The organism is Verrucomicrobiia bacterium (assembly GCA_019634635.1).
Taxonomy (GTDB): domain Bacteria; phylum Verrucomicrobiota; class Verrucomicrobiia; order Limisphaerales; family UBA9464; genus UBA9464.
Map to the genome: position 1 here is coordinate 163,744 of JAHCBB010000002.1, position 14,259 is coordinate 178,002.

A 14,259-nucleotide genomic window follows, 5' to 3' on the forward strand; every position below is an offset into this window, starting at 1 on the left:
TTTGGCTGCCTGCTCCTCACCATTCCTGTGGAGATTGTTGCGGGACCGCCAACTCCGCCGATTGTGGAGAATACCGAAATCGCGACTATCGTTGCTGGGGTTCATGGGGTTCAATTGTTCTCTTATCGGGTCTTTGCTCATCGTGAGCCATTACCAGAACGAAGATACTACACCGTCTTCTTTGAATTGATTCCCACCAATTCAGCGCGCCCGCTGCGTGCAACTTCAGATCGAATTGAATTCCACGCGGATGAACCAATCGCTTCCGGTCGTCAGGAGTACATGAATCCGTTTGGAGGTAACCAGCTCACTCTCCTGGGCTATGATCAGGAGGATGTCGGCGAATGGGTCTATTACGATCTGCGGGAGCAACTCCCGGAAGATTCGTTCGCCTGGGTCCTGCTGGACCAAACAGAAGTGCTGCTGGGTTTCCGTTTCGCAGCGTTCGATGGCGTTCACTTCGGCTGGATGCGCTTTTCGCGTCCGGACACCAACTTCACCACCGCGTTCGATCTGAGCGCCCATGACTGGAACCCCATTCCCGGGGAACCCATCGGGGCGGGCCTCCCGCCGCGAATTCCCCTTGTCTCCGAGTGGACCGACGACGGTCTGCATCTCCGTTGGCCGGTGGCCGTCGCCGATTGGACGCTCGAGTTCACCGATACCCTGCGTCCGGAGGGCGATTGGCAGCCTGTCCCCGAGGCGGGCGGCACCGGGGTCATCCTCCCACCCTCGGAAAGCCAGCGATTCTTCCGTCTTCGAAGACCGTGAGACCACTGCGCCGTCATCGCCAGAGGGACGTTCGACCCTCCAAATCGGGCTTCACCCTTGTGGAGTTGCTCGTGGTCATCGCCGTTGTAGCGACGCTTGCCGGTCTGCTGCTGCCGGCGCTGGCGCGCGCCCGTGAGCGAGCGCTTGGTGCGGGCTGTCTCAATCACCTGCGTCAGCTTCAGATCGTCTTCCATCTTTATGCGGACGACCATTCGGGCCTGCTGTCCCCCAGCGAAACGTGGATGAGTGACCCGGAGGGCGCCCGCTGGGTGGAAGGCGTCATGTCACCGTTGTCCACCGCCCGCATCAGCGATCTGACCAACCGGCAGATGTTGCTCGCATCGGGGCCGGGCCGTTTGGGGCCCTATCTGGCCACCGCCGAAATCTTTCACTGCCCCGCCGATCGGAGCCGGACCAATCTGCTCACCCAGCGGGGGCCGCTCCGGGTTCGCAGCTACACGATGAACCAGTACATCGTTCGGGGTGACTGGCTGGCGATGACCCCCGATGGCAGCTTCGTGTACAGCCCGACAGCCTTTGTGAAGTGGGAGGATTTTCATCGGGCGTCACCTGCCCAGATTTGGGTGTTCATTGATGAGCATGAACTGACGATCAAGAACGGGATGTTCCAGTTCCAATGGCCGATGGGGCCGAACTGGCTGTGGCCGGGTCATTGGCCGGCCCGACGCCATGGTGGCCGGGGGGCCTTGAGCTTCGCCGATGGACACGCCGAACTTCCGAAGTGGCGGGACTCCCGGACCGGTCCCAGAGCTCGGACGATGGCCGAGGCCGAGGCCGTTGGCTGGAACGCTGCCAACAATCCGGACTACGCGTGGCTTTGGGAACGCACCAACGGCGGGGTGCCGCTGCCGTGAAGCCAGCGGCTTCAACTTCTCCAGTCACTCGACGGGTGCCGCCCCAGGCCGTGGGCCGGGTCACCTGGACGGGTGCGGAACATGGCGTGTTGTGGCTTCCCTCGACATTGCCCGCGACCGACTTCGGACTGACCTTCCGCCCCTCCGGCATCAGCTTCCGATCGGGTTTGTCAACCAAGTCCAAGGTGGTCGGAAGCCTTGGGACGTCGGCATACCTCATCAACGATGACAACACCGGATGGACAACACTGCCGCATTTTCCGTTGGGCGGGGCGCCGAGCCGGGCCTGGGCCATCAGCCCGGATGGCGCGCGGGCCGTGGGATCCAGCACCTCGAGCGGAAAGTTGCGCCCGGCCATGTGGGTCGGCAGCGCCGCGGCGACGGATGTGAGCGCTGGGATGGAGGATCCGATGAATCAACGCATCGGGGAGGCCAGAGCCGTCAACAACGCCGGAGTGATCGTCGGTCACGCAAGCGGCTTCATGGTTGGGGGCAGTATTTCAAGGCCGTTTCGGAATACTGGGAATGGAGCCGTCCTTTCGGATACAGACTACCTTGCGGTGCCGGAGGGGAATGGGACGGGTGGCGCGAATGCCGTTGCCACTTCAGAAGGTGCCCATCACGCAGCCGGCTGGTTTCGTTTGGATAGCAATAGCCTGAAAGTTGGCGCTCGATGGGTGCCGGCGTCGGGGGTAACACTACCGTCAGTTCCGACTAACCTTGGCCGATTGCGGCGTGGTGCAGGAACGGAGGACCTTCGGAGTGAAGCTCTGGGAATCAATTCCTCAAAGCTGATTGTAGGCTGGTCGGGATCTTCAGAAACACACATCAATCGCCGGGCTGTATTTCACGCAGGAATAGAGTGGAAGGACTTTAATGATAGACGGTTCACCCATGGTGTTGGATGGGAACTGCGATTGGCAAACGGAATTGCTGATACAAAAGTCGTCGTTGGTGAGGGTGTATTATCAGGTGCTCAACGAGGCTTTGTTCTGGTACCCCGACTTCCTGGAAACTAAATGCTGACTCAACCACTCACTCTGCATGAAGACTCTCAAAATTGCCATTACCATCGCATGGCTGACAGCAATCTCCCCGCTTGGACGTGCCGAAGTTCCAGCCATGCCTATCACAGTTAACACGCTAGTCAACCAATTGATAATGCAGGCCGACGGAAATTCACTATTTAATTATATTGCGTTTGCATCACGAAGTCCAAATCCAAATTACACATATTACAGCGTCTTCTTTGAATTGATTCCCACCAATTCAGCGCACCCGCTGCGTGCAACTTCAGATCGAATTGAATTCCACGCGGATGAACCAATCGCTTCCGGTCGTCAGGAGTACATGAATCCGTTTGGAGGTAACCAGCTCACTCTCCTGGGCTATGATCAGGAGGATGTCGGCGAATGGGTCTATTACGATCTGCGGGAGCAACTCCCGGAAGATTCGTTCGCCTGGGTCCTGCTGGACCAAACAGAAGTGCTGCTGGGTTTCCGTTTCGCAGCGTTCGATGGCGTTCACTTCGGCTGGATGCGCTTTTCGCGTCCGGACACCAACTTCACCACCGCGTTCGATCTGAGCGCCCATGACTGGAACCCCATTCCCGGGGAACCCATCGGGGCGGGCGTTCCGCCGCGGATTCCCCTCGTCTCCGAGTGGACCGACGACGGACTGCATCTCCGTTGGCCGGTGGCCGTCGCCGATTGGACGCTCGAGTTCACCGATACCCTGCGTCCGGAGGGCGATTGGCAGCCTGTCCCCGAGGCGGGCGGCACCGGGGTCATCCTCCCACCCTCGGAAAGCCAGCGATTCTTCCGTCTTCGAAGACCGTGAGACCACTGCGCCGTCATCGCCAGAAGGACGTTCGACCCTCCAAATCGGGGTAAAGTGACAGGTTCAAAGATTGACACACTGAGGGTCGCCGAGTAGAGATGCTCCATGCGCATGGCACGGATGAAGGTGAAGGCGGAGGAGGGGCGGGTGGGGGTGTACCACTGCATCTCCCGCGTCGTTGGCGGTCAGCGTCTGCTCGACGATCTGTGCAAGGAGAAGCTCGCCGAGATCCTCCGCAAACTCGCCCGGTTCTGCGGGATCGAGATCATCACCTACTGCATGATGGGCAACCACTTCCACCTGCTCCTGCGCGTCCCGGCAGCGCGGGAAATCCCGGATGCCGAACTGCTCCAACTTGGAGGGTTCTACGGCCCAAGAGAGGGATCCTGACCGTCCTGGCCCGGGAGGGATTGGGAAGCGTGGGGCGGTGGATCCGGATATTCGCCAGTCGCTGATGGAACGAATGGGCGATGTGTCCGCGTTCATGAGTTCAAACAGCGCTTCAGCCGCTGGTACAATCGCCAGACCGGCCGCTTCGGCACGCTGTGGGCCGAACGTTTCAAGAGCGTCTTGATCGAGGACAACCCGGGTACGGTCCGCATGGTGGCCGCGTACATTGATCTGAATCCGGTGCGGGCCGGCATCGTGCCGGATCCCGGGTACCGCTTGATTCTGCGGCTATGCCGCAGCATGACGAACGGCGGGTGCTGCGCAAGGGTTGATGAGCTGCCTGAAGCCGCTCGCCTGGGGGCAGGCGGCGGCGGAGTACCGGCAGAGTCTGTTCGTGACGGCGGGGAGCCCGGGGCGGAGCGACAAGGTGACGCTCGATCGGGAGGCAATCCTGGAGGAGCTGCGACGCGGCGGGGCGTTGAGCGTGCCGCAGGTGCTGCGCCTGCGGGTGCGCCACCTGACCGACGGGGTGGTGCTGGGATCCAAGGCGTTCGTGAACGAAGTGTTCGTCCAGCACCGCGAACGTTTCGGCGTCAACCGCAAGGATGGGGCGCGGCGGATCCGGGGTGTCCCACTCCCCGGGATCAGCGTGCTGAGGGATCTGCAGGTGCGGACGGTCGGGTAGCCTGGCTCCCATGGGACCGCCGCGTCGGGCGCAATCCATCACGCACCGATCCGTCGCCGTCCATCTCCCCCAACCGCAATCTCCAGCAAAGTCGTCTCGCCCCGCGTGATCCCGCTCAGCGTCAGGTATGGCGGTTGGTGAATCGTGGAGTTTCCCCGAACCCGGACTGCAACTCCACACGCCCCAAAGCGCCAGAGGGCTGACGCAGTCCATGAGGCTTTGCGTCATGACACCGAAGGCGTGCGAAATCCGCCTCGGTGCGCATCTCAGTTTTTTGCGGAGCGGGAGAGGGGAAAAGGGTGGTGGGAGTTAATTATTGGCGAAGGAGGGCGGTTTGGCGTGGGGAAAGAGGAGAGGCCAGCGGCCATTGCGCCAGAGGATTTCCAGCTCCAGGATAATCTTTGAACCTGTCACCATATCGATTCGGAGAACCAGTTCACCAGCGTGGCGACGGACACCTACGGCACGCCCGATGCCGGCCGTTGGAAGATGGAGTTTGTGTACCATGGTCGTGGACGGTTGCGAATCCGTCAGGATTTGGAGCGGCGGTGCAGGATTTCAGTTTGGCCCAATCGAACCGACCACGCCCCGACACCGTCCCGTGCAGCGCCAGTCTCCGGCCCGACGAATTGCGCATCCGGCTGGAGGGCGTTCCGAAGCGAAGTCCGGCGAACCACCGGGCCCTCTTGGTCGGGTGGGTGTGTCCAGACCCGCTCTCCGGCCATCGGTCTGGACCGGCAAAACTTTGACGGTTCTTCAAAAATGCGTATTTTCGCATTGATGAAGACAATCGTCACCGCCACGGAGGCCGCGCGACGGTTCGGCGACCTGCTTGCCGAGATCAAGCATGCGGGCAGGTCGGTCGAAATCACGAAGAACGGTGAGGCCATCGCCACGCTCCAACCTGTCCGCCGGGCCGGCGGCATGACCCTGAAGGAGTTTGCGGCCCTGTGGGCGGACGGCGCGGACACCCCCTCGTTCGCGGAGGATCTGGAGCGCATCAATGCGGCGGATCAGCCGCCTGCCAATCCATGGGCCTGATCGTTGATTCCTCCGCCATCATTGAACTGGAACGTTCCGGAGGCGACCTCGGGAAGCTGCTCAAGAAGCATGGCGATGAGGAAATCTCGTTGCCGGCCATCGTGTGGGGTGAACTCTGTGCCGGGGTTCATCTGGCTGATTCGGTGCCGCGCGCGCTGAAGCGCCGCCAACTGCTCGACCGCATCCGGTCCGGAGTGGAAATCATCGAGTTCGACGAGGTGATCGCGGATATTTGGGCCGAGTTGTTTGCCGATTTGCAACGCCGCGGTGAACCCGTTCCCGCGAATGACCTGTGCGTGGCCGCCACCGCGCTGGCCTTGGATCATCCGCTGTTGATCGGCAGCAGGGGCGAGAGGCACTTCAAGAAGATCAACGGCCTCAACCTGATCAAGGTCGGCTGATCCTGCGGTTTCAAGCAAGGATCACCCCAATCACCGTCACCCATCACGCCGTTCCAATACCTAACGGGGCCGGATTCGGTAAAAGGCACTCGGGCCGGATTCGGCCGGGTGGTAGGGTGATCGAGCTTCCGGAACTGGAACCCAGGGACCATCAAGGCTTGGAGCCGTTTCCAACAGATCCGAATCCAGCCGCCAACCCAGTCGAAGACTGCCGTCAGCGGCATTTCTCGACAAACTGAGGAGAATGGCTTCGGCCAAGACGGTCCGGGTTGTTTCCGACGGAAGGAATCCTTCCATGTCCACCAGTGTTGCCCGGAGAGTCACTGGCCCCACGCCCTCAAGGCTCAGTTGATCACCCGAGATGGAGGCCGCTCCTGAAATCATGGTGTAGTTGATGAGGTGCCCGAAGCCGGTCTCGGATGGCAATTGCAGAACCTGGCCGGATTCGCCGTGTTGCGGAATCCTCAAGCCGTCCAGCGGCCTCCGAACGCCGGCGCGCAGCTGAAAAATTTGCAGCGTACCCTCCGTGGCCATCACGAAGGCTCGGTCCCCTTCGACGGTCATGTCCCGGACCCCGGGATTCCCAAACTCGTGGTCACCCATCACCCCGAACGGGGCCGGAATCCCGGGATCAGCGGCGCGCAGTGCCGAGGAATCGGCGCAGACCAGCACACCGTTCCAAAGCCCGAATGGGAGACCTTGGCTCCACGATTCGGAGCCGATCATGCCTCTGGATTGCAACGTGGGCCGCGTGGGATCCGACACATCCACGGCCTGAAATCCCAGGGGCGCACCCGAAATCAGAATCCTCTGTCCATCAAGGACCGGATTGCGCTGGCCGACGAGATCGGGAAGCCATCCAACCAGGACCGGACGTTCGGGGATTCGGACATCCGTGACCGAGAATCCGCCGGTGGCTTCCGTGGCATAGGCGTAGCCGTCCTGAAGCAAGAGCCCCGTTGACGGCAAAAACATATGATTGTTGGCGGGCCCCAACTGCCCCACCAGCCGCGGATGTCCGGGGTCCGCCAGGTCCACCACTTGAAGCCCGGACCCGGTCGCCAGGCAGGCAACCGCGCCGGAGATGGCGATACGGCCAAGGGGAATCCCCAAATCCAGACGCCCCACCTCTCCGGATCCCTCGCCCTCCCCAAGACGGAGGACATGGAACGAGCCGTGCTCCGTGGTGACGCAGGCAAGGTCGCCGTCCATGGCGGCGTCCAAGACGCCATTCCCGATGGGAAACTCCCGGGCGGCCTGCAGTTCGTTGAGGTCGCCGACCGACTGCACCCGCAGAGCCCCTGCTGCGCCGCCGCGGATTCCATAAAACACGCGGCTGTTGGAAATCCGAAGGGGACTCGAAGCCGGCTCGCCAGCCACCTCGCCGAGGAGTTTGAAGTCCACCGAGATCGGATTGAAGACCCGGAGGGTTTCCACCGGATAAATCCCATCGTTCCCCTTCTGGGTGGCTTGCACCACGATGGACTGCGTGGGGACTCCCGCATCAACGATCAGATGGCCGTTTTCGATCCGGCCGGGCCCGGACAGCACCCGATATTCCACCGGCAGTCCGCTCGTGGCGGAGGCGCCGAGCGGATGCGCGATTCCGGGCCGGATGGGTTCCGGAGCAGGTATCGGCCAAACCAATTCCTGCCTTGTCGCCTCGCGCCAGGTGCGCAGCACCAAGTCGGTCGCGTTGACCGTGACCCACAGGTCGCCGTCCGGAAGAACTTGGAGGGTGTCCGGCAGCTTTCCCACCACTCGTGGGTTTGCCGGATCCCGCAGGTCAAGGATTTGAACCGCGTCGTCCATGGTGCCGGCAAAGGCCCATGGCGTCCGGGTGGACAGCGAATGAACGCCAGCGCCACCCAGAGTTGCATGCCCGATCAGGGGCGGATTGGAGGGATCAGACAAATCCAGCAGGTAAACTCCATTCAGCAGGTTTGGTACGACTGAATAAGGTCCCACTCCGATGACCAGATGATTCCCAGTGACCTGCAGCTGGTTGAGTTGCGGGTATCCCGGGAGCACCATCTTCGACAGACGGCGCGAGTTGAGGGGATTGCGCACGTCCCAGAGGGTAAGCCATGCTGCGTGCGTGACCGTCGCGAGGACACCGTCCTGGGTGGTCAACGCGACAATTGGGGAATCATCGCCGATGGAACCGACGATTCTCGGTTGGTCCGGATTGGAAATGTCCACCACCTGGACCTGGTCAGGTCCGTCCGCGATCAAGACGTGGGATCCGGCCCGGGCGCTGGCATACGACCCGCGCAAGCCCTTCAGGGAGCCTCGAAGCCGCGGTTGTGTGGGGTCGTCCACGCTGACCAGTTGAAACACGCCGCCCCCGGTGGCCAACAGCAGGCCGTCGTCAAGCAATAGGTGATAGGCGGTTTCGGTCCCGGGAATGGTCCCGATTCTCGCCGGCCGTGCGGGGTCCCGGATATCGAAAACATCTACATCGTTTCCGTACCGGGCCACGAATGCATGGCCGTTCGTGACGACCAGCGACGAAGCGCGACCACCAATCGGAATTCGCCCGACGATGTGGGACTCAATCTCGGTGGCGTTGACGACGCGTCGGGCGGTGACCGGTGAGATTTCGGAAGTTCCCTGCTGACGGGCCAACAGCACCACTGGCCCTTGGTTCGTCACGAACAATTGGCCGTCCTCCCACCGCGCCGGTCCTGACTCGACGGCGATGTCCACGGGCAGGCCACTGGTCGCGCGGATTTTGAACCCGCCGGCGGTGCCGGGCCGCACCCGGTCGAGATCGGGCGATTCCCAATGCAGATGCTGGGGAATCCGGCGCTGGACTTGCAGCGTGTGCACACCCCTCCCGGTACCCACGGCCACCAAACGGTCGCCATCAGACGAAATCCATAGTGGCCCGGATGCAGCCGCCGCATGCTGAAGCCAGTTTTCATGTCGGCCAAGCACCTCGGGCACCGCAGGCTCCCTGAGACCAAGCACTTCGATGTTTCCATAGACATCGGCAAGGTAAAGGAGTCCGCCGACCCAACGCATTGTTGAGATGCCCGTTGCCCCTCCGCGAAAACGATGGCTGCCGATTTCGTGGATCCTGGTCGGATTTTGGACATCAAAGACCCTCAGGACGTTCCGGTGGGCGGCCACCAGGCGGCTGGACGAAATTCCGATCAACTGGGAGATCCCGCGAAACGTCAGGGCTCCAATCCGCCTCGGGTCGCGGGGATTCGAAATATCCAGCACATGAATGCCACCGCCGATGGCCAGATAAAGGCGGTTGCCGACGACGGCGACCGATCGCACCTCGGAGAACTCCCACGAGACCCAGGGAATCTCGTAACGCCCGATAATGGACACGTTCGCTGGGTTTCCAGCGTCAATCAGGACCACCTGGTTGAACTGAAAGGCGGCGATGACCAGGCTGCCGGACCGGGCGAATTCCACGACACGGTCCGGAGCGGAGAATCCGGCAAGGAATCGAGGGTTCCCGGGGTCCTCAAGGTTCACCATCCGGAGCCCTGAAGATGCAAACCCGGCAAAGGCTGGGTATCCGGAGGCCTCGAGCGTCAGGAGCCGGTCGGTCCGAATCTCGCCCATCCGGTCCATGAAGCCGTTACGAGGGTAGGTCGTGAGGCGGAACCCACCGAGGGCGTCGGACACCACCAAAAACCTGCCGGCATCGAGGACCGCATTGACGTCGCGACCAAATCCGGAACCCGGCATCGGTCGAAGTTCCACGCGAAACTCATTAAAGGTCCGCATCACCAACGCTTTGTCGAAGTCACCGTTGCCGGGTTGCTCGGCAACCACCGTGACGACATCCACATTCGTCACCCAAAGCATCCCGTCGCGGATGACGGCAGGCCCTTTGACGACGCGGAATTCGACCGGCAGGCCGCTGGACGCCTCCGCTTCCAAACGATGCCCGGTCCCCAGCGGAAGGACCGGCTGGTTCGGACTCCCCCATTGGAGCATTTGGGGAATACTTGCAATCCCAGTCCCCGTGACCAGCAAGCCCGTCGCCAGGGAGAAGAGGAATCGGAGCATCATTGTCTCAGGGTCCTTTCAGCAGTGAATACCGAGCCAATAGAGGTTTCGCAAATGCAAACTTGCCAAGCCGAGAGGACCCGGCCAAAAACGCATCTGAGGCACTGTTGGCACTCGGGAGCTTGGTTGTGTTGCGGACTTCCGGAACAGCCAAAGGACGGCCTGTTCCTCAGCGCAGACGTCAGGGGAGTCAGTGGGGATCTGTATCATTGACAGTTCAGCGAGGTGTCGCCGGTTTTGCTGCAGCTCGGGCTAAAACGGCGGAGGGCCGCGCGTACTCCAGGGCGCTTCGCGCACACCGACGCGAGGCCGCGCCATCCGGGTTGGGCGACACCGGGGCGGTCCTGGTGACCCGGACCACGTCACCGGGAAGCCGGAAGGCCCTCGGTAATCGGACGGCTTGGGCACCTCCATGTCGAACGAGTTTGGCTGTCAGGCGTCTTCAGCATTCAGCGGAAGGCTTGCGCCGGGAACGGGACTCCAGGCGGTACACTTTTTTTTGTTCTGCACACCGGGACGCTTGCGGTTGACTGGAGCTCCTGTGCCGCGCGAATACGCCCTTCGAGCCCCGGAGGCCTCTGCCGAGCTTCGGATAGACTACGCTCGTGAGCTGAACCCCCAGCAACTGGCGGCGGTCACCGCCCCGCCGGGGCCGGCCCTGGTCCTGGCCGGGGCCGGGGCCGGCAAGACGCGCACGCTCACCTACCGGGTCGCCTGGCTTTTGGAGCAGGGGGTTCCCCCGGAGCGGATCCTCCTGCTCACGTTCACCAACAAGTCGGCGCGCGAGATGATGCAGCGGGTCGGCGAACGGGTCGGGGGCGATCTGACGCGGTTGTGGGGCGGCACCTTCCATTCGGTCGGACTGCGCATCCTGCGGCGTCACGCCGACCGGTTGGGGTACCGTCCGGACTTCACCGTGGCCGACCGGGAGGATTCCCGGGACCTGATCGCCGCGTGCATCGAGGATGCCGGTGTGGACGTGAAGGCCCGTCGCTTCCCGAAAGCGGAGGTGCTTGGGGAGATCTTCTCGATGGCCCTCAATACGGCGCGGCCGCTCGCGGCGTTTATCGAGGCGGAGTACGCGGATTTCGTCCCGTTCACCGATGTCCTTGCCGAAGTGGCCCGCCGGTACACCGCGCGGAAGCGCGACACGGGACTGATGGATTTTGACGACCTGCAGGTGCTCTGGCTGCGGTTGCTCCAGGAGCACGAGGACCTGCGGGAGCTTTACGGGCGCCGGTTCCAGCACCTGCTGGTGGACGAGTATCAGGACACCAACCATCTGCAGTCGGCGCTGTTGGACGTGCTGACCGCAGGTCATGGCAACCTGATGGCGGTGGGGGACGACGCCCAGAGCATCTATTCATGGCGGGGCGCCAACTTTGCCAACATCCTGGGATTTCCCGAGCGGCACGCGGGCGCCCGGGTGTTCCGCATCGAGACCAACTACCGGAGCACCCCCGAGATCCTGTCCGTGGCCAATGCCGCACTGGCGGCGAACACGCGCCAGTTCCCGAAGCGGCTGCAGCCGGTGCGTCCCAGCGGACCAAAGCCTGCGCTGGTGGTCTGCAATGACGGGTCCGAGCAGGCGGCCTTTGTGGCGCAGCGGGTGCTGGAGCTGCGGGACGAGGGGCGGCGTCTCGATGACCTTTGCGTGCTGTACCGGTCGCACTTCCACGCGCTGGAGCTGCAGCTCGAGCTGACCCGGCGGAACATCCCGTTCCTCATCACCAGCGGCCTCCGGTTCTTTGAACAGGCGCATGTCAAGGACGTGGCGGCGTATCTCAAGCTCGTGACCAATCCCCGGGACGAACTGGCGTTCAAGCGGCTGGTGCGGATGCTGCCGGGGATTGGCGGCAAGGGGGCGGACAAGCTTTGGCGTCGGTTTGCCGCGGAGCTGGGACCCCTTCCGGAACCCGCGGCGAGTCCGGTGGTGTCCGACAACGACGGTGGTGCGGATCCGGTTGCCGGGGACGCCCCGCCGGTTCCCGTGGCACCCGCCCTGGCGAAGATTTCCGACGCCGTGCCGAAGCGCACCGCCGCGGCTTGGGCGCAGTTCGCCGCCACCCTGTCGCAGTGCGAGGCGCCGTCCGTCCGGCGCTCACCGGCAGCGCTCATCCGGTTGGCGGTTGAGGCGGATTACGCCGACTACCTCAAGGCGACGTACGAGAATGCCCGCAGCCGCCTTGAGGATCTCGATCAACTCGCCAACTACGCGGGACAGTTCCAAGGCTGCACCGAGTTTCTGTCCCAGCTGGCCCTGCAGACGAATCTCGAAGCCGGGGAGGAGGGAGGTCGTTCCGGACGCGACGATGAGGAGCGCCTGCGCCTCTCCACCGTCCATCAGGCCAAGGGACTCGAGTTTGGGGTGATCTTCGTGATCATGCTCTGCGACGGGATGTTTCCCGGTTCGAGGTCGCTCGATTTTCCCGATGCGCTGGAGGAGGAACGCCGCCTGTTTTACGTGGCGACGACCCGGGCCCGCGATGAACTGTATCTGCTGTACCCGCTGATCCGGATGGTGCAGGGCGGGATGACCCTCCAACAGCGGTCCCGCTTCCTTGGAGAGGTTCCCCAAGATCTCATCGAGGAGTGGCAGCTGCGGCCCGGCATTGCCCGGAGCCCGGGCAGGGCCGCGTTTGAGCCGGACCCCAACCCCGATCCCGATCCCGATCCCGACCCTGATCCTGATCCTGAACTGCAGCCGGATGCCGGGCCGTCGTCCGGGGACGACCCGTTCTGACGCCGACGTGTCCCACGACTCCCCACCGGCCGGCGGCCTCGACGCCTTGCTGCGGCGTCCGGCCCCCTTGCTGGCCCTGGCGCCGATGCAGGACGTCACGAACCTGCCCTTCTGGCGCCTCCTGTCCCGTCGCGGCGGGCCCGACGTGTACTGGACCGAGTACTTCCGGGTGACCGACACGTGGCGTCCGGAGAAATGGATTCTCGAAAGCATTACCCGCAATCCAACCGGGCGGCCCTGCATTGCGCAGTTGATCGGCAATGATCCCGGGGCGCTCGCGCGGGCGGCGCGGGAGTTGCAACGGCATCCGGTGGCCGCCATTGACCTCAACCTCGGCTGTCCGGCGCCCGTGGTGTATCGCAAATGTGCCGGAGGGGGGCTGCTGCGCGACCCGCAGCGTCTGGACGCCATCCTGGGCGCGCTTCGCGACGCGGTGACGGCGCCTGGCGTGCGATTCACCGTGAAGACACGGCTGGGCTTTGACCGGCCGGACGGGTTCGAGGCCCTGCTGGGCCTCTTTGCCCGGCATGCGCCGGACCTGGTGACCGTCCACGGCCGCACCGTCTCCGACGGCTATCGGGGCGATGTGCGGCAGGAATGGATCCGGCTGGCGGTGCGGGCGTTGAAATGCCCGGTTCTGGCCAACGGCAATGTGGATTCGGCGGCGCGGGCGCGTTCCCTCCTCGCATTCACCGGGGCCCGTGGGTTGATGATCGGGCGCGGCTGCATTCGGAATCCGTGGCTGTTCGAGCAGATCCGGGCGGATATTGCGGGGCGACCGGGTCCCCGGCCCACCGGCCGGGACGTCTTTGGGTATATTCAGGAACTTTGGGAGGCGACCGAGCCTCCAGGCTCGAAGGAACGGCTCCAGGTGGAGCAGATGAAGCGTTACCTGAACTTCATCGGGCAGGCGGTGGGTGCGGACGCCGGTGCTGCGGCTGCGTTCCTGCACCGGATCCGTCGAAGCACCTCGCGGGTGGAGTTCTTCGAACTGTGCCGGGGCGCGCTGGACCATGACGAACCCATCGCCCTGGTTCCGCATGCCGGGGTGGTCGCGGCACGCAATGAGGAGTCGGGTTCCCCTATGGGGATGGAGCGGGTGGGCGAACGAGTGGCTGACCCGGCGGCTGACCCGGTGGCTGACCCGGCGGCTGACCCGGTGGCTGACCCGGTGGCTGACCCGGTGGGGTGAGGCTCCCGCCGAACCGTGCGTGTCGCTTGGAAGTCGGGCCTGCGGGGACTCCACGCGCGGACGGCTCGCCGGAGTCTCGCCCCACCGGGAGGGGGGGCCATGTGGGTGGATCGAGTGGGGTGAGGCTCCCCATGATCCGTGCGTGTCGCTTGGAAGTCGGGCCCGCGGGGACTCCGCGCGCGGACGGCTCGCCGGAGTCTCACCCCACCGGGAGAAGAGGACGGGCTGAGGGGTCTCCAAGTACGAACAGCCCGGGCGGCCTCCCATTCGCAGAACCTGCTGCTGGC

At 63.4% G+C, this 14,259-nt stretch carries 10 protein-coding genes; 9 read left to right on the top strand and 1 reads right to left on the bottom strand.

Translation table 11 applies throughout. From position 1 onward, the window contains the following. Window positions 1-282: 282 nt before the first annotated feature. The 7 genes from KF791_02060 to KF791_02090 all read left to right on the top strand — a co-directional run bounded on the left by KF791_02060 (window position 283) and on the right by KF791_02090 (window position 6,002). Window positions 283-771, top strand: coding sequence for a hypothetical protein (locus KF791_02060; GenBank protein MBX3731360.1), 489 nt, complete (start codon window positions 283-285; stop codon window positions 769-771). Next, window positions 684-1,646 carry a prepilin-type N-terminal cleavage/methylation domain-containing protein gene (locus KF791_02065; GenBank protein ID MBX3731361.1) on the top strand — a complete coding sequence of 321 codons (963 nt, stop codon included), beginning with the start codon at window positions 684-686 and terminating at the stop codon, window positions 1,644-1,646. Before KF791_02060 ends, KF791_02065 begins: the two co-directional genes overlap by 88 nt. A gap of 1,044 nt (window positions 1,647-2,690) precedes the next feature. Then, complete coding sequence (locus KF791_02070) at window positions 2,691-3,485, top strand: hypothetical protein (protein ID MBX3731362.1); 795 nt, start codon at window positions 2,691-2,693, stop codon at window positions 3,483-3,485. A gap of 105 nt (window positions 3,486-3,590) precedes the next feature. Further along, on the top strand, window positions 3,591-3,875 hold the full coding sequence (locus KF791_02075; GenBank protein MBX3731363.1) for a transposase: 285 nt from the start codon (window positions 3,591-3,593) through the stop codon (window positions 3,873-3,875). A 331-nt stretch (window positions 3,876-4,206) separates the two neighbouring features. Next, on the top strand, window positions 4,207-4,560 hold the full coding sequence (locus KF791_02080) for a hypothetical protein (GenBank protein ID MBX3731364.1): 354 nt from the start codon (window positions 4,207-4,209) through the stop codon (window positions 4,558-4,560). Between the two features lie 780 nt (window positions 4,561-5,340). Continuing rightward, on the top strand, window positions 5,341-5,601 hold the full coding sequence (locus KF791_02085) for a type II toxin-antitoxin system prevent-host-death family antitoxin (GenBank protein ID MBX3731365.1): 261 nt from the start codon (window positions 5,341-5,343) through the stop codon (window positions 5,599-5,601). Continuing rightward, window positions 5,592-6,002 (top strand): PIN domain-containing protein, encoded by a 411-nt coding sequence (locus KF791_02090; protein MBX3731366.1) that lies wholly within the window; start codon window positions 5,592-5,594, stop codon window positions 6,000-6,002. Before KF791_02085 ends, KF791_02090 begins: the two co-directional genes overlap by 10 nt. A 60-nt stretch (window positions 6,003-6,062) precedes the next feature. Here KF791_02090 and KF791_02095 read toward each other — a convergent pair whose 3' ends face one another. Next, window positions 6,063-10,040: a hypothetical protein gene (locus KF791_02095; GenBank protein MBX3731367.1), complete on the bottom strand. Its 3,978-nt coding sequence runs from the start codon at window positions 10,038-10,040 to the stop codon at window positions 6,063-6,065. A gap of 409 nt (window positions 10,041-10,449) precedes the next feature. Here KF791_02095 and KF791_02100 point away from each other — a divergent pair, with 409 nt between their 5' ends. Both KF791_02100 and KF791_02105 read left to right on the top strand, forming a co-directional pair. Continuing rightward, complete coding sequence (locus tag KF791_02100) at window positions 10,450-12,780, top strand: ATP-dependent helicase (protein MBX3731368.1); 2,331 nt, start codon at window positions 10,450-10,452, stop codon at window positions 12,778-12,780. An 85-nt stretch (window positions 12,781-12,865) separates the two neighbouring features. Continuing rightward, a complete protein-coding gene (locus KF791_02105; GenBank protein ID MBX3731369.1) occupies window positions 12,866-13,972 on the top strand; it encodes a tRNA-dihydrouridine synthase family protein in 1,107 nt (368 codons plus the stop codon). Window positions 13,973-14,259: the final 287 nt, after the last annotated feature.